This window comes from Rhodanobacter hydrolyticus, assembly GCF_044904645.1.
In genome coordinates, this window is record NZ_JADIKK010000008.1 from 1,700,472 (window position 1) to 1,721,009 (window position 20,538).

Here is a 20,538-nt window from a genome sequence, read left to right on the forward strand (position 1 = left end):
AGTCATGCCTTGGTCTCGGTGGCCAGATGGCCGAACGACGGCGGACGATCTTCCGGTGCCGCGCCGAACTTCTTGTTCGGCTGGTCGCCCATCTCGAACACCAGCGTGCCGCCCGCGGCCAGCTCCGCGTGGCTGATCCAGCTCTTCGTCCACGGCTTGCCGTTCCACGTCACGGACTGGATGTAGGGCTTGCCCGGACCGTTGCCGTTCGCTTCGACGACGAGTTTCTTGCCGTCGCCCACCATCACCTCGCCGCGATCCACCAGCGGGCTGCCGAACACCCATTCGGCGCTCACCGGATCCACCGCGTACAGGCCCAGCGCGCTCAGCACGTACCACGCGCTCATCTGCCCGCAGTCGTCGTTGCCGGCGGTACCGTCGGGCAGCGGCGGGTACATGGTTTCCAGCAGCGAACGCACGCGCGACTGCGTCTTCCAGTGCGAACCCGTGTAGGCATACAGATAGGCCACGTGGTGGCTGGGTTCGTTGCCGTGCGCGTACTGGCCCACCATGCCGGCGATGTCCGGCGGCGCATCGGCGGGCAGTTCGGAGCTGGTGGTGAACAGTTCGTCCAGCTTGCGTTCGAACGCAGGTGTGCCGCCGAACATCGACATATAGCCGTAGAGATCGTGCTGGTTGAGGAAGGTGGCTTCCCACGGGTTCGACTCGGTGAAGTCGCGCCACTTCTCGAAGTGCCCCATCTCGCGCGGATCGAACGGCTCGATCCACTGGCCCTTGCTGTCGCGCGGACGCATGAAGGTGATCTTGGGGTCGAACACGTTGCGGTAATTGCGCGAACGCTTGCGCAGCGCCTCCGCATCCGCGTGCTGGCCCACGCCGTCGGCCAGGCGCGCCATCGCCCAGTCGTCGTAGGAGTATTCCAAGGTCTTGCTCACCGACTCCCACTCCATGTCGGCAGGGATGAACCCCATCTCGCGGTACAGCGGCAAACCGCGGTAATCGTCATCGAAGGCACGCTTGCGATAGACCGGCCATGCCTTGTCGAACGCGATGCCGGGGTAGCCCTTGGCCTGCGCCTCGGCGAGCAGCACGATGGAGTGGTAGCCAATCATGCAACCGGTCTCCACGCCCTGCAGCGGCCATACCGCCGGACCCTCCGGGCTTTCGTTCGCCTGGCGGATCAGGTCGTTGGCGAAGTCGGGAATGCGCTCCGGCTGGAACAACGTGTACAGGGGATGCAGCGCGCGGTAGATGTCCCACAGCGAATACGTGCTGTAGGTGTGCTGCCCCTCCGGCAAGGTGTGTACCTTGAGGTCCATGCCGCGGTAACGGCCATCGACGTCGCTGAAAAGCGTGGGCGCGACCATCGTGTGATAGAGCGAGCTGTAGAACGTCTTCAGCACCACGTTGGACGAGCTGTCGATGCGGATGCGCGAGAGTTCCTGCTCCCACTGCTGCGCGGCAGCTTGCTGCACGCGTTCGAAATTCCAGTCGGGCAATTCCGTTTCGAGGTTGCGCAGCGCGCCGTCGACATCCACGGCCGAGAGGCCCACCTTGACCAGCAGCGGCGCCTTGTTCGCGTCGTCGAAATGCAGCGCGGCCTTGAGATGGTCGCCCGAGGCTTCGTGCATGCCGCTCGGCAGCGGCGCATCCTCGATATACAGCGTGGCCTTGGCGATGGGCCGCGACAGCTTCATCGCGAAATAGATGTAGCGGCCGGGCGCCCACTCGCCCACGCGACGGCCGCCGACCAGGGTGTCGTTGCCGACCAGGCGCAACTCGGCGTCGGAGACCTTGCACGGCGTTTTCGCGTTGTCCTGGTAGCCATGCGTGAAATCGAGCAGCAGATGGCCGGGGCCGCTCTTGTTGAAGGTGTAGCGATGGAAACCAGTGCGTGCGGTCGCAGTCAGCTCGGCGAGGATGTCGTTGTCGGTGAGGCGCACGCGGTAATAGCCGGGAACCGCTTGCTCGGAACCCTTGTCGTAGCGCGAGCGGTAGCCCTTGCCCGGATGGGCGACCGAATCCGCGGTGAGGTGCGGCCCATGCGCCGCGCCGTCGAACTTGGAGTAGTACAGCTGGTCGGGCAGCCCCCGCTCGCCCGGCATGAGCAGCACCTCGCCCTGCCTCGGCATCACCAGCACGTCCAGCAGGTCGCCGCCGCCGGTGCCGCTCAGGTGGGTATGCGAGAAGCCCATGATGGAACCATCGGCCTGGTGGTAGCCCGAGCAGGCATCCCAGCCGTAGTTGTTGGTGTCGGGCGAGAGCTGCACCATGCCCCACGGCAGTGTGGGGCCGGGATAGGTATGTCCGTGGCCGCCGGTGCCGACGAAGATGTCGACGTATTTCGACACGTTGTTCTTCGGCAGGCTGGACAAGGACAGCGCGTCAGCACCGCCTTGCGCGTGTGATGCGGCCAGCGCGCGGTGCGCGTCGATGCCGCCAAGCAGGGTCAATGCCGTCGCGCCTTGCAGGAATCGTCTGCGGGTCACCATGTTCGTGGGCTCCTTCGGGGATGTGGGGTGCGGAGTTACCGCAGCAGCTCGGGGTGGTGGTCGGCCAGGTCGACGATCAGTTCGCCGAACAGGCTGTTGGCCCAGGCGAACCAGGGCCGGGTGAATTTCGCGGGATCGTCCTGATCGAAGGCTTCGTGCATGAAGCCGGTGCCGGCGTGCGTGGTCTTGAGCCAGTGCAGGCACTGGCGGATCTCGCCCGTGTCCTCGCTGGTGAGTGCGCGCACCATCAGCGCCATCGGCCAGATCATGCGCAGGCCTTCGTGCGGTCCGCCGATGCCCTCCGCCGCCTTGCCGCGGAAGAAATACGGATTGTGCTCGCTCCAGGCACGGGCGCGGGTGCGGCGATAGCGCGCATCGTCGCGCGCGCAGAAGCCGAGGTACGGCAAGGCCAGCAGGCTGGGCACGTTGGCGTCGTCCATGAACAGCTGGTTGCCGTAGCCGTCGATTTCGTAGACCCAGAAATCCTGACCGCCGTCGGTCATGACGGCGTACTTTTCCAGCGCAGCCTGCACCTCGCCGGCCAGCGCCTCGCAATCGGCGGCGAACGCGGCGTCGCCATGCAGGGCGCGCGACATTTCGGCCAGTTGCCGCAGCGAAACCACGGCGAAGGCATTGGCCGGCACGAACAACGGATAGATGCAGGCATCGTCCGAAGGCCGGAACATCGAGAAGATCATCCCTACCGGCAACGCCGGGTTGCCGTAGCCGTCCAGCGGCACGGTGTCGGTGGGTACGGCCGATGCGCGCTGGAAGTGGTACGGCCCCTTGCCGTCCTTGCGCTGCTGCGCGCGGAATGTCGCCAGCACCTGGTGCATCGCGGCACGCCAGTCGTCATCGAACGGCACGCGATCGCCGGTGGCTTTCCAGTAGCCGTGCGCGATGCGTATCGTCCAGCACAGCGAATCGATCTCCCACTTGCGTTCGGCTACGCCGGGCTTCATGTCGGTGAGGTCGTGCTGCGCCCAGTCCAGCGTGGTGTGCGCCTGCGGGTCGGGCAGGAAGGCGTTGGCGTAGGGATCAATCGCGATGCACGCCGCGTGGCGGTGGATCAGCCCGCGGTACAGCCGGCGCAGCGATTCGTCTTTCGCCGCCAGCGGCAGGTACGGCCACACCTGCGCCGAGGAATCGCGCAGCCACATCGCGTCGATGTCGCCGGTGACGATGAAGGTGTCCGGCTTGCCGCGCAGAGTGCCGATATGCACGGTGGTGTCCAGCGTGTTCGGGTAGCAGTTGCCGAACAGCCACGCCAGCTCGGGGTCACCGATCTTCGCCTGTACGCGCGCGATCTCCGCCTCCACCGCCGCACTGGTGAACTTGCGCTTGCCCGGCGGCGGCCGATGGTCGGGCCGCGCCGGCTTCGTGTCCGCCGTGGCGAAACGCGGCAAGGCCAGCGCGAAAGCACCGGCACCGACCAGCTTGAGCATGTCGCGCCGGGTGAGCGTGTCCATGGTCATGGTGCCAACACCTCTTTGCCGTTGATGGTGAATGTGGATGCGACACCCGCAGCCTCGCCGGGCTGGCCGCCGCCAATGAACACACGATAGCGGCCGGGTTCGACGGCGCGCACGCCCGCCGCATCCACGCTGCTCACGTCGCGCGCTGAGAGTATGAAGTTCACGCGCCGGCTTTCGCCCGGCTTGAGATGCACGCGCTGGAAGCCGACCAGCGCATGCCGCGGCACCAGCGGCGACGGCGGCGCGTCCAGATACACCTGCACCACCTCGTCTCCCGTACGCAATCCGGCGTTGCGCAACTCGGCGCTCACCTGCAACGTGCCACCAGCCCTGAGCGCATCCGCCGACAACGTGGGCTTGGCATAGGCGAAGTGCGTGTAGCTAAGGCCATGGCCGAAGGCATACAGCGGCGTGCCCTGGAAATAACGGTAGGTGCGTCCCTGCATCGTGTAGCTCGTGAACGGCGGCAGATCCTGCGCCGTGCGATAGAACGTGACCGGCAACCGGCCACTTGGATTGGCGTCGCCCGCCAGGGTCTGCGCGATCGCCGTGCCACCTGCTTGCCCCGGATACCACGCGGCAAGGATGGCTTCGGCGTGCAGTTTCGCCCAATCCAGTGCCACCGCGCCGCCGGACATCAACACGACGACCAGCGGCTTGCCGGAGGCCGCGGCCCGTTCCAGCAACGCGCGTTGCGGTGCCGGCAGGTCGAGCGAGGTGCGGTCGCCGCCCGCGAAGCCGGGCACTTCGACCTGCAGGGCTTCGCCTTCCACGTCGGGCGACAGGCCGACGAAGGCGACCACCGCATCCGCCGCATGCATCGCGCGGTCGGCCTCGGCGAGTTGCGCCGTGGGTGGCGCCAGCCATTGCAGGCGCACGCCACCATCACGGCTGCGGTGCAGCAGCTCCATGCGCAAGGCATGCGGCTCGCCGTCGGCGAAATGCAGCTTCGCCTGCAGGTGCTTGTCGTCGCCTTCGTCCGCGAGCACTGGCTTGCCATCCACGAACAGACGCACCGCGTCGTGCGCGTCGCAATCGAAGCAGCGGTCCACGTGCAAGGCCAGCACGTAATCGCCGGGGCCCGGTGGCAACAGTTCGCCGCTCCAGCGCACTGCGTAATGACCAGCGTCGAGACTGGCAGCAGGCGCCGCGCGATCCCAGTCGAAGTCGATCACGCGATCGGTACGCGTGATACGCGGTGTACCGTGGAAGTCGGCGCCCGCGTAGTACTCGCCCGTAAGGCCCGCCACGCCGCTTGTCGTGCGCAGCGCGCTCTCTGGCACCGGGACCGGAACGCCGATTGCGACCGGCGCCCCTTGCGCGTAATTGACGTGGTCGTTGCCGAAGCGCGCGCGCAGCCCCTGCAACGCCGTCACCGGCCTGCGCGCGGTGCCGTGGTAGTTCGCCTCCAGCGTCTCCAGCGTATCCGCGTCCGGACCGACGACCGCAAGGCGCAGGCCGGCCCGCAGCGGCAGCGTGTCGTGCGCGTTCTTCAGCAGCACCAGCGACTCCTGTGCGGCCTGCAACGCCAGCTTGCGGTGCGCGTCGCTGTCGATATCGTCCGCGCCGATGCGTGCATACCTATCGCCGCCGCCGAGTTCACCAAGGCGATAGCGCGCGCTGAACAGGCGCACCAGCGCGGCATCCAGCGCGGACTCCGGAAGCTCGCCCTTGCCGACCATGGCGGCGAGGCTGGCGTAGGTGTGGCCGCAGTCGAGGTCGGTGCCTGCGCGCAATGCGGCCGCGGCAGCCTGGCCGTCGTCGGGCCTGTAATGGTGGAAGGCCGAGATGTCGCCTACCGCATCGCAATCGGAGACCACATAGCCCTTGAAGCCCCATTCCTTGCGCAGGCGCGTGTCCAGCAGCGCTGCGTTGGCGCACATCGGCACGCCGTCCAGCGCGTTGTAGGAACACATCACCGAGCCCGCGCCACCCGCGGTGACGGCCGCACGGAACGCCGGCAGGTAGGTGTCTTCCAGGTCATGCGGCGACACCACCGCGTTGAAACTGTCGCGACCGGTCTCCGGCCCGCTGTGCGCCACGAAGTGCTTGGGCGTGGCGATGGCACGCGGATGCTGTGCATCGTCGCCCTGGATGCCATGCACGAAGGCCACCGCGAGGCTGCCGGTGAGGAAGGGATCCTCGCCGTAGGTTTCCTGGCCGCGCCCCCAGCGCGGATCGCGGTCGATGTTGATGTTGGGCGACCAGATGGTCAGGCCCTGGTAGCGCTCGTGCACATGGCCCGCGCCGATTGCATTGAAGCTGGCGCGCGCCTCGGTCGATACCGCCGTCCCCACCGCCTGCAGCAACGGCGCATCCCAGCTCGCCGCGAGGCCGATGGCCTGCGGGAACACGGTGGCGTAGCCGTCGCGCGCGTGGCCATGCAGGCCCTCGTTCCACCATTCGTAGGCCGGCACGCCGAGGCGCGGGATCGCCGCCGCGTCGTTCTGCAGCTGCGAGACCTTTTCCGCCAGCGTCATCTTCGCCACCAGCGCCGATGCCTGCGCTTCGGCGTCTTGCGTTTGCGCTGCGGCGGACCCCGCCGCCAGCAGCAGCGCAATGACGGCGATGCTGGCGACGCGTTTCGTCACGGTGCGGTTGCCGCGGCGCCGTACAGGCTGCGCACTGTCATGGAGCGCTGCAAGGCGGCCGCATCCGCGGCACTCTCGACATGCAGCGTCACCGATTCGCCGGGCAGCAGGTCGAAGGCGTTGTCGGACAGGCGCGCATCGGGATCGGCGAAGTCCAGCCATACCTCGCGCGCGAGGTGTTGCGCACTCACCGTGACGCTGTGACCGTCCGCGGAGAGCTCCGCCTTCAGGCCGGGATCGGGCAACGCCAGGTTCTTCGCATCATCGAAGTACACCAGGTGCCGCGAAACTGGCTTGCCTTGTTCAAGCAACTCGAACACCGCCACCGTGCGACGCGGATCGGCGCCATGCAGCAATTGCGCGTCGGTGTAGTCGCCAGCCGGCGTGCTGGCCAACGCCGCCACGTGCGCAGGCTGCGTGTGCTCCGAGATCGTCTTGCCATCCATGTCGAGCACGCGCACACGCAATTTGGCGTCGAACGCCTCGGTGCGGTCGGACACCAGTGACACCTGCGTCTTGCCGTCCTTGCGCAGGGCCACTACGCGCAGCGGGGCGTAGAAGCGCTTGGCGTGGTATTGCAGCGCCTTCCAGCGGCCGTAGTAGTCGATGCTGGCCCAGGTGGCGCCCGGCCACACGTCGTTGAGCTGCCAGTACAGCGAACCCATGCTCTGCGGCCGCGAGGCGCGCAAGTGTTCGGCGGCGAGCTGGATCCCCTCGGCCTGCATCACCTGGCTGAGGTACACCAGCGAGGCGAAATCCTTGGGCTTGCCGTATCCGCGCTCCACGTACATCAGCAGGCGCTGGTTGCCCCTGCCCTTGTCGAATTTCTGGTGCGCTCGCAGCACCGGCGAATCGATGGAGAGGTCGGACGGTTCGAGCGCGCTGCGTAGCGTCGCCATCGAGGGGAAGGACTGCAGGCCGTATTCGGACTGGAAACGCGGGGTCACGTCGAGGTAGGCCGTCGGCGGCAGCGCGTCGCCCGACCACACGTTCCAGTAGTGGTAGTCGCCGTTGTCCAGCACGTTTGCCTTGTCGTCGTAGTCGCTGCTGGGAGTGCTCGGCCAGTACGGCGTCTCGGGCGACTGCGACGCCACCACGCCACGCAGCGTGTGGTCGAACAGTTCGCGCATGCCCTGCACGATGCGCTGCACTTCGGCCCTGGGCTGCGTGGCTTCGAGATGCGCACCGCCGCCCCAGGTCTCCCACGCGGTCTCGACCTCGTTGTTACCGACCCATATGACAATGGAGGGATGATCGCGCAGGCGATCCACCTGCTCGACGGCCTCGGCGCGCGTGTTGTCGCGGTAGGCCTTGTCGTAGGGCGTGATGGCGCCGCCGAACATGAAGTCCTGCCACACCATCAGGCCCAGCTTGTCGGCCTCGGCGTAGAACGCGTCGTCGAAGTAGTAGCCGCCGCCCCAGATGCGCAGCATGTTCATGTTGGCGTCGCGCGCGGACTGCAGCATCGCGTCGATGCGTGCCGGCGTGACGCGGTTCGGGAACATGTCCTGCGGAATCACGTCCGCGCCCTTGGCGAAGATGGGCACGCCGTTCACCACGAATTCGAAGCTCTTGCCCCACGGGTCCTTCTGCCTGCGCAGTTCGACGCTGCGCAGGCCGGTGCTGCGATCCGCGCTGGCCACGGCCTGGCCGCCCATGTCCACTTCGACGTGAAAGTCGTACAGATTCGGTGCGCCGTAGCCGACCGGCCACCAGCGCTGCGGATGGGCGATGCGCAGCGGCAGCACGATGTGATTGTCGCCGGCCTTCAGCGCAATGTCGCTGGCTTGCGATTGCGTGCCGCCATCCGGGGCACGCCAGCGCAGCATGGCCCTGGCATGGCCTGCGGTATCGGCATGGATGTCGAGCTGCGCTTGCAGCTCCGCGACATCTGCCGTGACTTTCGGTTGCGCGATGTGGAAGTCGGCGAGACGCAGCGCGTCCCAGCTTTCCAGCTTCACATCTCTCCAGATGCCTTCGGTGACGATGCGCGGGCCCCAGTCCCAGCCGTATTGCCAGGCGGCCTTGCGCACGTAATTGGCCGTCTGCTTGCCTTCGGGCTCGTCTCCGAAGGGCGTGTCGAACTCGCCCGGCAGCGCATAAGGCTGCTTCAGCAACCAGGGTTGCAGGCGCGTGATCGGCGAATGCAGGGTGACTTCCAGCGTGTTCGCACCCGCGTGCAGCCATGCCTTCACCGGCACGCGCCAGCGGCGGAACATGTTGTCCGCGACGAGCAGCTTGTGGCCGTTGAGCGAGACGTCGGCAAAGGTGTCCAACCCGTCGAACACCAGTTCCACGTGCTTGCGCGCCAGCGTGGCGGCTTCCACGGTGAAGGTGCTGCGGTACTGCCAGTCGGACAGGCCCACCCACTGGATCCTGGCCTCGTTGTCGCGCCAGTACGGATCGGGCACCAGCTTTGCGACCAGCAGGTCGGTCTGCACCGTGCCGGGCACGGTGGCCGGCAGCCATTGCGCGGCCTCGGCATGGTCGGTGGCGTGCTTGTCGCCGGGCGCGAGGCGAAGCTGCCAGCCACTGTCCAGCGATTGCGTCGCCAGCGTCGATGCCAAGCCCGGCAGGGGCAACGCCAGCACCAGGGCCGCCAGTACGGACAGCAGCCTGTGGCGTGCCGGGATGCCTCGCGCCCATCGCTTCTTCATCGCCCACCCCTTTCGTGTTGCCACAAGCCGGCTCTGTGACTGTCAAAATTTAGATCGATCCATGTGGACGCTAACACCGACCTGGCCGTGGCGCATGCCGCAGCGCAAAATCCGCTGGCGATCTTGCATGGATTAGCGACTTCAACCGATCCAAAGCAAGGCTCCAACCGCTGACGGGAATGAGGAGCAAGCACATGAATACGTATGCATCAGGCTGGCTGCTGCATTGCGATGCCACCTAACCTCGCGGAATCACCTTTCCCAGGCTCGCGCCCTTGACGTCTGCTCCCGCTTACCGCGCCCCATCGCAACAACAGCCCGAGCTCTCCTTCCGGCAGATCTGGAACATGTGTTTCGGCTTCCTCGGCATCCAGTTCGGCTTTGCGCTGCAGACCGCCGACGTCAGCCGCATCTTCCAGACGCTGGGCGCCTCGCTGGAACAGATCCCGTCGCTGTGGATAGCCGCGCCGCTCACCGGGTTGATCGTGCAGCCGATCATCGGCCACTGCTCCGACCGTACCTGGACGCGACTGGGCCGGCGCCGCCCGTACTTCCTCGCCGGCGCGCTGCTGTCCACGCTGGCGCTGCTGTGGATGCCTAACGCCGGCGTGCTGTGGATGGCGGCGATCCTGCTGTGGTTGATGGATGCCAGCTTCAACGTGGCCATGGAGCCGTTCCGCGCCTTCGTCGCTGACCAGCTGCCGGTGCGCCAGCGCCCGCAGGGCTACCTGATGCAGAGCTTCTTCATCGGTGTGGGCGCGGTGGTCGCTTCGATGCTGCCGTGGATCCTCGCTCACCTGGGCATCAGCAACGTAGCGCCGGACGGCGGCATTCCCGACACGGTGAAGTACTCGTTCTACGCCGGCGGCGCGGCGCTGCTGGGCGCGGTGCTGTGGACGGTGCTCAGCACGCGCGAATATCCGCCCGAACAGTTGCACAGCTTCGATGCCGCACCGGTACACGAGAGCCTGCCCGATCTGCGCGGCATCTGGCGCCGCGGCAGCCTGTGGCTGGTCGCGGGCATGGCGCTCGGTGTGCTGGTCTGGTTCCTGCAATTGCGCGACGAGGTGTACCTGCTGGCCACCGGCCTGGCCTTCTACGGCCTGCTGCTGATCGGCTACGAGGCAGCCATGAAGATGCGTCCCGCACTGGCGGAAAAGCGCGGCCTGCTCGGCCACGTGCTCGGCGACCTGCACGCGATGCCCGTGGCGATGCGCCAACTCGCGTGGGTGCAACTGTTCTCGTGGTTCGCCCTGTTCGCGATGTGGATCTATACCACGGCCACGGTGGCGCAGGTGCAGTACGGCGCCACGGACGCGCACTCCGCGCTCTACAACGAAGCGGCGAACTGGGTCGGCGTGCTTTCCGCCGCATACAACGTCTGCGCGGCGGTGGCGGCAATGGTCATTCCACGGATGGTGCGCCGCTGGGGCCTACGCAGGAGCCACCTGGTGAACCTGTGGCTGGGCGGTCTGGGACTGGCGTCCTTTCTGTTCGTGCGCGACCCGCGCTGGCTGCTGCTGCCGATGGTCGGCGTAGGTTTCGCGTGGGCGTCCATCCTGTCGCTACCCTACGCCATGCTCTCCGACAACCTGCCTGCGTCGAAGATGGGCGTCTACATGGGCATCTTCAATTTCTTCATCGTGATCCCGCAACTGGTCGCTGCCAGTGTGCTGGGCGAACTGCTGAAGCGGTGTTTCCACGGCCAGCCGGTATGGGCATTGGTGGCAGGCGGGGCCAGCCTGTTCGTGGCCGGCTTGTGTACGTTGCGTGTGCGTCTGGGGGATGGCCGCGCGGACTGAGGGTCAGTTCAAAATCCTTGACTCCCTGCGTCTGGAAACGGCTGTCCCGCGCTGGCGCAAGGAACATGGCGGCTTCGGCCGCCTGCCGGCGGCCGAATTAGCTTTCGCTGCTGCCTCTCACGCCGCCGCACAGTGCGGAAACGAATGGCGAGCGGCCCGAAGAGCGGTGGGCAGAGTGCCCGGAGTCAGAGGGGTAACCCAGGGAAATGGCTTCAGCCCGCCGGGACTGCAAACGAAGTTGTGTCCAGGCTGTGCAAGCCACTCCCACCCACGCGATAAACGGCCCGGCCACGCCGCGCCTTATCTGGAAGCAGAGGGATCTCCAGCACGATTACGCGGAGATATCGAACAGGCGCCTAGAGCGTTTCCAACGCAGCGTCGTAGTTCGGCTCGTGGGTGATCTCGTCCACCAGCTCGGCGTGGATCACCTTGTCATGCTCGTCGAGCACCACCACCGCGCGGGCGGCAAGACCGGCCAGCGGGCCGTCTGCGATCGCCACGCCGTAGTCGCGCAGGAACTCGCGCCCACGCATCAGCGACAGCATCTGCACGTTCTGGATGCCCTCGGCGCCGCAGAAGCGACCCTGCGCGAACGGCAGGTCGGCCGAGATGCACAGCACCACGGTGTTGGCGAGCTTGGTCGCCAGTTCGTTGAAGCGCCGCACCGAAGTCGCGCACACGCCGGTGTCCACGCTGGGAAAGATGTTCAGCACCTTGCGTTTGCCGGCGTGGTTGGCCAGCGTGACCTCGGACAGGTCGCCGCCGACCAGGTGGAATGCCGGCGCCTGGCTGCCGAGCACAGGGAAACTGCCGTCGACGCGTACCGGCTGACCCTTGAAATGGACTGTGGACATGGCGCACCTCTCGATGGGGAAGACAGGGCCTACAAGTAGAACATGGTCCTGGCCGGAAAGACGATGGCCGCCATCGCCGGCGGCACGATGCAATGCGTATTTCCGCACATGCGCCGATTGCCGCCACGCCACCCGCTACTTCTCCACGAACGCCCGCTCGACCACGTAGTCGCCCGGCTCGCGCGTGCGCGACGAGGCGCGGAAGCCGCGGCCGTCGAGCAGGGCGCAGAGGTCGTCCAGCATCGCCGGGCTGCCGCACAGCATCACGCGGTCCGTCTCAGGGTTCAATGGCGGCAGGCCGGTGACCGCGCTCATCGCTCCATCGGCGATCGCATCGGTGATGCGGCCGCGGTTGCGGAACGGCTCGCGCGTCACCGTGGGGTAATAGACCAGCTTCTCGCGCACCAGCTCGCCAAGGTATTCGTGCTGCGGCAGTTCGTGTTCGAGGTAGTGCGCATAGGCAAGGTCGTTGACGTGGCGCACGCCATGCGCAAGCACGATCCTGTCATAGCGCTGGTAAGTGTCCGGGTCGCGGATGATGCTCAGGAACGGCGCGAGGCCGGTGCCGGTGCCGAGCAGGTAGAGGTGCCTGCCGGGCTTGAGGTCGGTGAGCACCAGCGTACCGGTGGGCTTGCGCGTCACCTGCAGCGGATCACCCGGCTTGAGGTGCTGCAGGCGCGAGGTGAGCGGGCCGTCCGGCACCTTGATCGAGAAGAACTCCAGGTGCTCCTCCCAGCTCGCGCTGGCGATCGAGTAGGCGCGCATCAACGGGCGACCTTCCATTTCCAGCCCGATCATCACGAACTGTCCGCTGTCGAAACGGAAGGCCGGATCGCGCGTGGTGCGGAACGAGAACAGCGTGTCGTTCCAGTGCTGCACGTCGATCACGTGCTCGGTTGCCATTGCCACCATCGTTGTTGTCTCGTGTTGTTGCTGGGTCGGGGCTCGAAGACGCTGCGCCGCCGGCCGTCCGTTGCGCCGGAGGCAAAGTCTCGCGGGGAAGGCAGTGTCACTGGCAGTGCCTTGTGGTCACCGGAAGGGAGCGCGGCGACAGGCGCCAAAGGATACGCGAATAGGCATGAATGCGCCTGTGCCGGCGGCCCGAGTGCATCATGGAAAGGCCTTGCAGGAGCGGCTTGCATCCGCGTTGAAGGCGCCGGCATTCGCATATTCGCAGTGTCGTGTTTCGTGATGCCGACGCCACTTGCGGCGCAAAGTAGACGGTGCGGCGGCTGCGGATGGCCGCAAGGCGCACGGGCGCCTCAACCCCGCCCCGGGATAGTTCGCATGCCGCGACGCAAGCGCGCCGACAACGGGTCTTCGCCCGTTCCTGCAGGGAGGGTTCTACGGCATCATGTGGCCGATCAGGCCAAGGAAAACCGCTCACATGGAAAACATGGCACCGCAGTTGCGCGAGGAGCACGTGCGCCAGCGTCATCTGGATCGGCTGGTGATGATGTCGGACGGCGTCTTCGCGATTGCGATGACCTTGTCGGCGGTCGAACTGAAGCCGGAGTCGCTGCCAGGAAAATCGCTGCTCGAAGCGTGGGCGACACCGCTGGGCGTTTATTTTCTGAGCTTCGCGATCATTGCGGGCGTGTGGTTCGTGCATCGCCGCAGCCTGGCCCATCTGCGCGACGTGGATAACGTCACCACCGGGCTCAACCTGTTGCTGCTCAGCCTGGTGGCCTTGATGCCGGTAGTGGTCCGCTTTCTGATGACCGACCAGGCCCGCCTGATCAACAACGCCGGTATGGTCGTTTATGGTTTCGCCATGACGGCGACCTATGGCTGCCTTGCGTTGACCTGGGGTTATCCGGCGCTGTACGCCGGACTGGCGTCCCACGTTTCGCGTCGCCAGGCTTGGGCATGGACGCTGGAGTACCTGTTCGTCTCCATACTGTTCTGCGCCATGGCGCTGCTCGGCCTGCGCCTGACGCTGCTTGCCGTACTGGTGGCCGTGGTGAGCGTGGTCATGCGCGCCGCTTCGTTCTGGCTGGGGCGGCCGGGCAAATCCTGATCGGCAATCCATTGCCGCCGGCCCCGTCACGACATGATTCGGGCGAACCAGTCCGCCGGAGACCCTGCGCCGTGCCGTGGCATGGAGTGCTCCGATCGCGGAGAATGGCCGCCCTGATGAAACCTGCACCCCCCGCTGCACCACCGATCGATGCCACGTCCTGGCGCCTGTCCGTGGCCCCGATGATGGACTGGACCGACCGGCACTGCCGGTACTTCCATCGCCTGCTCTCCCCGCATGCGCGCCTGTATACCGAGATGGTGACCAGCGCGGCGTTGGTGCGCGGAAAACAGTTGCGCCTGTTGGAGCACAGCCAGCAGGAACATCCATTGGCTTTGCAGCTCGGCGGCAGCGATCCGCACGAGCTGGCGCAGGCCGCACGCTTCGGTGCCGAGGCCGGCTACGACGAGATCAACCTCAACGTGGGCTGCCCGTCCGACCGCGTGCAATCCGGCCGCTTCGGCGCCTGCCTGATGTACGAGCCCGCGCTGGTGGCCGACTGCGTGAAGGCGATGCGCGACACGGTGAGCGTTCCGGTGACAGTGAAGTGCCGCATCGGCGTCGACGAACAGGACGATTACGCCGACCTGCAGCATTTCACCGAAACCATGCTGGAAGCCGGTGTCGAAGTACTGGTGGTGCATGCGCGCAAGGCGTGGCTGAAAGGCCTGTCGCCAAAGGAGAACCGCGAGATCCCGCCGCTGGACTACCCGCGCGTGCACCGCCTGAAGCGCGAGTTCCCGCAACTGGTGGTCGCCATCAACGGCGGCATCACCACAGTGGAACAGGTACAGGCGCAACTGGCCGAGCTCGACGGCGTGATGCTGGGTCGCGCCGCCTACCATGACCCGTACATCCTGGCCCGGCTGGAACACGCGCTCTATGGCACGCCCCTGCCCGGCCGCGAGGACGTGCTGCGGCGTCTGCAGCCCTACATCGAAGCCGAGCTGAAGCGCGGCACCGCGCTGAAGCACATCACCCGCCACCTGCTGGGGCTGTACCAGGGCGAGCCGGGCGCACGCGGCTTCCGCCGCACGCTCAGCGAGGGTGCGCACCTGCCGGGCGCCGGCTGGGCGCTGATCGAGCAGGCCATGATCCCGCTGCAACCGGCCGCGTGACAGCCGCCGCTCGTCCGGTCACTATTCAGCCCGACTCGCCCAAACTGAACGACCAGAGACATACCCATGGTCGAGGCATGACATGAAAACCCGCTGCACCCTCGCGCTGTTGGCGTTGGCGCTGGGCATGGGCCCGGCGGTGGCGCAGGCACAGCAACAAGCCAGGCCGGGCGAACTGAGCCTCGGCCAGGCCGTGGACAAGGCGAAGCAGGAAACCAGGGGGCAGGTGCTGTCGGCCGAATCGCGACACTATGATCGCCGCACCGAGTACCGCATCAAGGTGCTCACGCCGGAAGGCCACGTGCAGGTGATGAGCATACCCGCCAGTGGCGGCGACAGCCTCCGGCAGCCCACCCAGACCACCCGCAACCCGCCCGGCCGGCACGCCGGGGGCAAGGAGAAACACTGATGCGCATCCTTTTGGTGGAAGACGAGGCCCCGCTGCGCGAGACGCTGGCGGCACGCCTGAAGCGCGACGGCTTCGCCGTCGACGCGGCACAGGACGGCGAGGAGGCGCTCTACCTCGGACGCGAAGTGCCGTTCGACCTCGCCATCATCGACCTGGGCCTGCCCAAGATGTCCGGCATGGACCTGATCAAGGCACTCCGCGAGGCCGGCCAGCGTTATCCGGTGCTGATCCTCACCGCGCGCGGCGGCTGGCAGGACAAGGTGGAGGGCCTCAAGCAGGGGGCCGACGACTACCTCGTCAAGCCGTTCCACGTCGAGGAGCTGCTGGCGCGCATCAACGCGCTGGTCCGCCGCGCCAGCGGCTGGTCCAAGCCGGTGCTGGCCTGCGGCCCGATCAAGCTGGACACCACCGCGCAGACGGTGACGGTGGAAGACAAGATCGTCGACCTCACCAGCTACGAGTACAAGGTGTTGGAATACCTGATGCTGCACGCGGGCGAGCTGGTCTCCAAGGCCGATCTCACCGAGCACATCTACCAGCAGGACTTCGACCGCGACTCCAACGTGCTGGAAGTCTTCATCGGCCGCCTGCGCCGCAAGCTGGATCCGGAAGGCGCCTTGAAGCCCATCGAAACCGTGCGCGGCCGTGGATATCGCTTTGCCATCCCCCGCACCGACGGCGACGAGTGAGCCTGCGCCGCGCCGCCCGCTCTCGCTGGCGGCGCGCTCGGCCATCACCACCGGTTTCGTACTGGCCGCCTTCCTCGGGCTGGTCGGCGTGGTCATGTCCGTGGTCAAGAAGGACACCGCGCTGAACAGCTTGCAGACAAGCCTGCGCGATTCCGCCGTCACGGACATCATCACCCACACCGACGTCGATCGTTATGGTCGCCTGCTGCCTCCCGATTCGCCACCGCAGAAGTTCTCCCAGCCCGGCTCCGGCCTGTACGCGCTGATCCTCGGACCGAACGGCTACCGCTGGAAATCCAATTCGGCGCTCAACAGCGACTTCAGTTTCCTGAAGCCACTGCCTCCAGGCAAAGACCAGTTCGGCGGCCCGGTCGATACCCGCATGGGCCGCGTGTACTACTACGCCATCGGCGTGACATTCGACTACCTGGGCAACCAGTCCACGCCGACCACCGTCATGGTGGCGCAGACCGAACAGCAGCTCGAAGGCGAAAACGCCGTATACCGGCGCACCCTGGCATTGTGGCTGTCGGTACTGGGCGTGTTGCTGATCGTGCTGCAATTGCTGCTGTTGCGCTGGAGCCTCACCCCGTTGCGCAAGGTGGCCAGCGACATGAGCCGCGTCGAGCGCGGCGACAGCGATCATCTGGACAGCCAGTACCCGCTGGAGCTGACCGGTCTGACCGAGCGCATCAACGCCTTCATCGAGAGCGAGCGCGAACAGCGCACGCGCTACCGCCATACCCTCGCCGACCTCGCACACAGCCTGAAGACGCCGCTTGCGGTGATCCGCTCGCAAATGGAGTCCGCCAGCGAGGAGCCCGCGCGGCGCGACGTGCTCGACCAGGTGCGCCGCATGGACGAGCTGGTCGCCTACCAGCTCGCCCGCGCCGCCACCTCGGGCCGGCAGACGTTCGCTGCGGCGGTCCCCATTGCCGGCCACGCCGAGGATCTGGTGCAGAGCCTGGAGAAGGTCTACGCCACCAAGAACGTGCTGTGCGAGTTCGACATCGCGGACGGTGCCTCCTTCCACGGCGAACTGAACGACCTGCTGGAACTGATGGGCAACCTGCTGGAGAACGCGTTCAAATGGACGCGCCACCACGTGCTGCTGGTGGTGCAGAAGCAACCCCTGCCGGGCCGAGGCCGCCCCGGTCTGCTGATCAGCGTGGAAGACGACGGCCCCGGCATCGCCGAGGACAAGATCGAGAAGGTGCTGCAGCGTGGCGTGCGCGGCGACGAACGCGTGCAGGGCCACGGCATCGGCCTGTCCATCGTGCAGGACATCGTGCGCGCCTATCGCGGCGAACTGGTGGTGGATCGTTCGCCCGACTTCGGTGGCGCGCGCTTCAGCGTGAAGTTGCCGCCGGAATAAAGGCCGGCGACGACGGCGGGGCGAATGAATTACTGGATCGAACCCGGCAGCAGCGATTGCCAACCCAGCGTGGCCGGCTTTGCCGTCGTAGGTGCGGAGATGCGACCACCGTGCTCGCTGCCGCCTGCCGTGCCATTGCCGCGAGCATCGGCATCGCCGTTGTCGGCATCGCTGCCGCGGTGGGAGGCCGGGCAATCGCGGTTGAGCCCGAGCGCATCGGCGCCACCGTTGCCACCGGCGTCATGCGCGTTGCTGTCCGCCGCGGGGCGGCTGGTCGCAGTGATGTCGCGGGCGCCGAGGTCCGACGCCATCGCGCTGCCCATGCCGGCCAAGCCGATCAGGCAACCGATCATCCAGTGTCTGGCACTCATGGCTGGGCACCCCTTGACGCGCAGGCGAGATTCCCGATCCTCGCAGAAACCGGGGCATGGGCGCCAGTGCCGCTGCGAGGCCCGGCCTTGGCCGGCTAGAATCCGCCGAATGCGTGCCACCTTCCCCTTTCACTGATGCAAGCCGCCGACTTGTTGGCCGAACTGGCTGCAGGCGAACCGCGCTCCGGTGTCGAGCTCGCCGCCAAGGCCGGCGTCACCCGGGCCGCGGTCTGGAAACAGATCCAGGCGCTGCGCACGCGTGGCGTGCCGATCGAAGCCGGCGGCGCCGGCGGCTACCGGCTGCCGTGGCCCGTGCAGGTGCTGGATGCCGGTCGCATCCGCGCCGCCCTGCCCGCTGGCGTCGCCGAGCAATTGGGTGCGCTGGAGGTACATTGGGAACTCGACTCCACCTCCAGCGAGTTGCAGCGCCGTGGCTCTGCCGCGCCGGATCTGTCCATGGTGATGGCCGAGACGCAGAGCGCCGGCCGCGGGCGGCGCGGCCGCACCTGGCTGTCGCCGCCGGGACTGAACATCTACCTGTCCTGCGTGAAGCGCTTCGACACCGGCTTCGCCGCGCTGTCGGGGCTGTCGCTGGCGATCGGCGTGATCGTGCTGCGCACGCTGGCGGCGCTGGGCGTCACAGGCGCGGGCCTGAAATGGCCGAATGACGTGCTCGCGGCGACTCCCGATGCCGCGCCTGGCAAGCTGGCCGGCATCCTCGTCGAACTGAGCGGCGAATATCAGGGACCGTGTGCCGCAATCATCGGCGTCGGCCTCAACCTGCGGCTCACCGATGCGCTGCGCGGGCAGGCCGGCCAGCCGATCTGCGACCTCGTCACGCTGGCCGGCGGCGCGGCGCCGGATCGCAACTGCGCCGCCGCCGCGCTGGTTGCCGCCCTGGCCGACGGCCTGCGCCAGTTCGAGCGGGAAGGCTTCGCCGCATTCGCCGAGGAATACGCCCGCCACGACCTGCTGCACGGACAGCCGCTGCGGCTCAGCGGCGCCGGCGGTGAACGCGACGGCGTCGGTGCGGGCGTGGACAACCGCGGCGCCCTGCTGTTGCGCCTGCCCGACGGCGAAATCCAGCGCATCGACAGCGCCGACGTCACGGTACGCCGCGCATGAAGCTGCTGCTGGATCTGGGCAATACGCGCCTGAAATGGGCACTTCATCGAGGCACGGACGTGCTCGCCGGCGATGCGGTGGCATGGAACGAGAACGTGGCGGAAGCCCTGGCAGCCTCGTGGGCAGGGCTCGCGCCGCCTTCGGCCATATTCGGCGCGTCGGTGGTGGATGCCGCGCGCGAGCAACTGGTGGCCGCCAGCGCCGCCGCCGCGTTCGGGCGCGAACCGTGGTGGCTGCGCACGCCCGCCGAAGCCTGTGGCGTGCGCAACGCCTATGCCGAACCTCAGCGATTGGGCGTGGATCGCTTCCTCGCGATGGTCGCCGCCCGCGCCGAAGGCAGTGCACCCTGCATATTGGCCGGCGTGGGCACTGCATTGACGCTGGATGCGCTGGCCGCCGACGGCCGTCATCTCGGCGGCCTGATCGCACCGGGACCACGACTGATGCAGCAGTCTCTGCTGGGGGCGACCGCACAGATACGCCCCGCTCATGCCGGCACGATCGTCGAGGTGGCGGACAACACCGCCGACGCGGTGGCCTCCGGCTGCTGGCTGGCGGCGGCGGCCCTGGTCGGACGCTTCGCGGCCCACATGTCGCCTGCGCTGGGTGGTGCGCCATCACTGCGCCTCGGCGGCGGCGACGCGGAGGCACTGTTGCCCTTGCTCGCCACGCCAGCGCAACTTGTCCACGACAACGTGCTGCGCGGACTGGCGGCATGGGCCGCGGCACAATAGTCAAGCAAACGCCGCTGGCGTGAATGACGGGGGATCGATGTTCCTGCGATTGCTGTTCGTGCTGCTGATCATGCTCAACATCGTGGCCGGGGCCTGGCTGTTCCTCGGCCAACCGTATGCGCACGTGCCGCCAGCCACCGATCCAGGTGTACCGGAACTGCACTTGCTTTCCGAACTGCCCGCGCAGGTGGCCACGGCAAATCCTGTCGCGGACACTTCAGCACCGATGCCGCCCGCTCCCACTCCCGTGGCACCGGACACCGCCAGCGGGAGTGCGTCCGAGTCGGGCACCACCGAGCTTCGCTGCCTCACCCTTGGCCCGTTCGCCACGCCGCACGACCTGCTGCAGGCCCGCACCGCGCTCACGTCCATCACCAAGCGCATGCGCTCGCGCCAGGAGCAGGTCGCGCAATCGCGCAGCTGGTGGGTCTACCTGCCCGCGCCCACCAGCCGCGCGCAGGCCTTGGCATTGACCAAGCAACTCGCTGCGCACGGCATCGGCGACTACTTCGTGGTCGGTGGAGGCGATCAGCCGAACACGATCTCGCTTGGCCTGTTCAAGGATCAGGACAACGCACGCAAGCGGCGCACCGAAGTGGTAGCCGCCGGCTTTCCCGCGCGCATCACCGAGCGCAGCGAAACCGCGCCGCAATACTGGCTCGACCTCGTGGCCGCCAGCAACAGGTTCGACTGGCAGAGCCGAGTCCACGCCGACGGCGTGGATTCGCACAGCACATCCTGCTTTTGAACATCCCCTGCTAGAATCTGCCGCTGCGCCGGCATAGCTCAGTTGGTAGAGCAACTGATTTGTAATCAGTAGGTCGCGGGTTCGATTCCTGCTGCCGGCAGACTCCCTCCGAAACGG

Annotated in this window: 16 protein-coding genes and 1 tRNA gene; 10 read left to right on the top strand and 7 right to left on the bottom strand. The window is 67.0% G+C overall.

All coding sequences use genetic code 11. The features are described 5' to 3' along the window. Nucleotides 1-2 precede the first annotated feature (2 nt). Genes ISP25_RS10325 through ISP25_RS10340 form a run of 4 tightly spaced genes read right to left on the bottom strand, consistent with a single transcriptional unit; the run spans nucleotide 3 to nucleotide 9,152 of the window. Nucleotides 3-2,453, bottom strand: coding sequence for a GH92 family glycosyl hydrolase (locus ISP25_RS10325; protein WP_404613657.1), 2,451 nt, complete (start codon nucleotides 2,451-2,453; stop codon nucleotides 3-5). A 35-nt stretch (nucleotides 2,454-2,488) separates the two neighbouring features. Continuing rightward, a complete protein-coding gene (locus ISP25_RS10330) occupies nucleotides 2,489-3,928 on the bottom strand; it encodes a glycoside hydrolase family 125 protein (protein WP_404613658.1) in 1,440 nt (479 codons plus the stop codon). After that, nucleotides 3,925-6,519, bottom strand: coding sequence for a glycoside hydrolase family 3 protein (locus tag ISP25_RS10335; protein ID WP_404613660.1), 2,595 nt, complete (start codon nucleotides 6,517-6,519; stop codon nucleotides 3,925-3,927). Before ISP25_RS10335 ends, ISP25_RS10330 begins: the two co-directional genes overlap by 4 nt. Then, entirely contained in the window at nucleotides 6,516-9,152 is a 2,637-nt protein-coding gene (locus ISP25_RS10340; protein ID WP_404616302.1) for a beta-mannosidase, read from the bottom strand. The genes ISP25_RS10335 and ISP25_RS10340 overlap by 4 nt, the downstream gene beginning before the upstream one ends. Before the next feature lie 371 nt (nucleotides 9,153-9,523). On the opposite strand from ISP25_RS10340, the gene ISP25_RS10345 reads away from it, so the two are divergent. Continuing rightward, nucleotides 9,524-10,978 (top strand): MFS transporter, encoded by a 1,455-nt coding sequence (locus ISP25_RS10345; RefSeq protein ID WP_404616303.1) that lies wholly within the window; start codon nucleotides 9,524-9,526, stop codon nucleotides 10,976-10,978. 356 nt (nucleotides 10,979-11,334) lie between these two features. On the opposite strand, the gene tpx is transcribed toward ISP25_RS10345, so the two are convergent. Beyond that, nucleotides 11,335-11,832, bottom strand: a complete 498-nt coding sequence (gene tpx, locus ISP25_RS10350) for a thiol peroxidase (protein ID WP_404613662.1) — start codon at nucleotides 11,830-11,832, stop codon at nucleotides 11,335-11,337. 135 nt (nucleotides 11,833-11,967) lie between these two features. Beyond that, a complete protein-coding gene (locus ISP25_RS10355; RefSeq protein WP_404613664.1) occupies nucleotides 11,968-12,744 on the bottom strand; it encodes a ferredoxin--NADP reductase in 777 nt (258 codons plus the stop codon). A 475-nt stretch (nucleotides 12,745-13,219) separates the two neighbouring features. Here ISP25_RS10355 and ISP25_RS10360 point away from each other — a divergent pair, with 475 nt between their 5' ends. From ISP25_RS10360 to ISP25_RS10380, 5 genes are all read left to right on the top strand, one after another. Then, nucleotides 13,220-13,852 carry a TMEM175 family protein gene (locus ISP25_RS10360; RefSeq protein ID WP_404613666.1) on the top strand — a complete coding sequence of 211 codons (633 nt, stop codon included), beginning with the start codon at nucleotides 13,220-13,222 and terminating at the stop codon, nucleotides 13,850-13,852. Nucleotides 13,853-13,968: 116 nt separating this feature from the next. Continuing rightward, a complete protein-coding gene (gene dusA, locus ISP25_RS10365) occupies nucleotides 13,969-14,970 on the top strand; it encodes a tRNA dihydrouridine(20/20a) synthase DusA (RefSeq protein WP_404613668.1) in 1,002 nt (333 codons plus the stop codon). 82 nt (nucleotides 14,971-15,052) lie between these two features. Then, nucleotides 15,053-15,379 (top strand): PepSY domain-containing protein, encoded by a 327-nt coding sequence (locus ISP25_RS10370; RefSeq protein ID WP_404613669.1) that lies wholly within the window; start codon nucleotides 15,053-15,055, stop codon nucleotides 15,377-15,379. Beyond that, nucleotides 15,379-16,068, top strand: coding sequence for a response regulator transcription factor (locus ISP25_RS10375; protein ID WP_192158925.1), 690 nt, complete (start codon nucleotides 15,379-15,381; stop codon nucleotides 16,066-16,068). Before ISP25_RS10370 ends, ISP25_RS10375 begins: the two co-directional genes overlap by 1 nt. After that, nucleotides 16,037-17,443 carry an ATP-binding protein gene (locus ISP25_RS10380; protein ID WP_404613670.1) on the top strand — a complete coding sequence of 469 codons (1,407 nt, stop codon included), beginning with the start codon at nucleotides 16,037-16,039 and terminating at the stop codon, nucleotides 17,441-17,443. Before ISP25_RS10375 ends, ISP25_RS10380 begins: the two co-directional genes overlap by 32 nt. 29 nt (nucleotides 17,444-17,472) lie before the next feature. Here the strand turns inward: ISP25_RS10380 and ISP25_RS10385 are convergent, their stop codons facing one another. After that, a complete protein-coding gene (locus tag ISP25_RS10385; protein WP_404613672.1) occupies nucleotides 17,473-17,814 on the bottom strand; it encodes a hypothetical protein in 342 nt (113 codons plus the stop codon). A 135-nt stretch (nucleotides 17,815-17,949) separates the two neighbouring features. Between ISP25_RS10385 and ISP25_RS10390 the strand changes: the two genes are divergently transcribed. From ISP25_RS10390 to ISP25_RS10405, 4 genes are all read left to right on the top strand, one after another. Continuing rightward, nucleotides 17,950-18,939 (top strand): biotin--[acetyl-CoA-carboxylase] ligase, encoded by a 990-nt coding sequence (locus ISP25_RS10390; protein WP_404613674.1) that lies wholly within the window; start codon nucleotides 17,950-17,952, stop codon nucleotides 18,937-18,939. Further along, nucleotides 18,936-19,673, top strand: a complete 738-nt coding sequence (locus tag ISP25_RS10395; RefSeq protein WP_404613676.1) for a type III pantothenate kinase — start codon at nucleotides 18,936-18,938, stop codon at nucleotides 19,671-19,673. Before ISP25_RS10390 ends, ISP25_RS10395 begins: the two co-directional genes overlap by 4 nt. 37 nt (nucleotides 19,674-19,710) lie before the next feature. Continuing rightward, nucleotides 19,711-20,421, top strand: coding sequence for an SPOR domain-containing protein (locus ISP25_RS10400; RefSeq protein WP_404613678.1), 711 nt, complete (start codon nucleotides 19,711-19,713; stop codon nucleotides 20,419-20,421). A gap of 27 nt (nucleotides 20,422-20,448) precedes the next feature. Continuing rightward, nucleotides 20,449-20,521: transfer RNA gene (locus tag ISP25_RS10405), tRNA-Thr, on the top strand. The last annotated feature ends 17 nt before the right edge of the window (nucleotides 20,522-20,538 follow it).

Excerpts from the sequence above, each read along its gene's own strand:
- ISP25_RS10390 (WP_404613674.1), top strand. The coding sequence starts at position 17,950 with ATGCAAGCCGCCGACTTGTTGGCCGAACTGGCTGCAGGCGAACCGCGC.
- ISP25_RS10330 (WP_404613658.1), bottom strand. The coding sequence starts at position 3,928 with ATGACCATGGACACGCTCACCCGGCGCGACATGCTCAAGCTGGTCGGT.
- ISP25_RS10325 (WP_404613657.1), bottom strand. The coding sequence starts at position 2,453 with ATGGTGACCCGCAGACGATTCCTGCAAGGCGCGACGGCATTGACCCTG.
- ISP25_RS10375 (WP_192158925.1), top strand. The coding sequence starts at position 15,379 with ATGCGCATCCTTTTGGTGGAAGACGAGGCCCCGCTGCGCGAGACGCTG.
- dusA (WP_404613668.1), top strand. The coding sequence starts at position 13,969 with ATGAAACCTGCACCCCCCGCTGCACCACCGATCGATGCCACGTCCTGG.
- ISP25_RS10355 (WP_404613664.1), bottom strand. The coding sequence starts at position 12,744 with ATGGTGGCAATGGCAACCGAGCACGTGATCGACGTGCAGCACTGGAAC.
- ISP25_RS10395 (WP_404613676.1), top strand. The coding sequence starts at position 18,936 with ATGAAGCTGCTGCTGGATCTGGGCAATACGCGCCTGAAATGGGCACTT.
- ISP25_RS10370 (WP_404613669.1), top strand. The coding sequence starts at position 15,053 with ATGAAAACCCGCTGCACCCTCGCGCTGTTGGCGTTGGCGCTGGGCATG.
- ISP25_RS10360 (WP_404613666.1), top strand. The coding sequence starts at position 13,220 with ATGGAAAACATGGCACCGCAGTTGCGCGAGGAGCACGTGCGCCAGCGT.
- ISP25_RS10345 (WP_404616303.1), top strand. The coding sequence starts at position 9,524 with ATGTGTTTCGGCTTCCTCGGCATCCAGTTCGGCTTTGCGCTGCAGACC.
- ISP25_RS10400 (WP_404613678.1), top strand. The coding sequence starts at position 19,711 with ATGTTCCTGCGATTGCTGTTCGTGCTGCTGATCATGCTCAACATCGTG.
- ISP25_RS10385 (WP_404613672.1), bottom strand. The coding sequence starts at position 17,814 with ATGAGTGCCAGACACTGGATGATCGGTTGCCTGATCGGCTTGGCCGGC.
- tpx (WP_404613662.1), bottom strand. The coding sequence starts at position 11,832 with ATGTCCACAGTCCATTTCAAGGGTCAGCCGGTACGCGTCGACGGCAGT.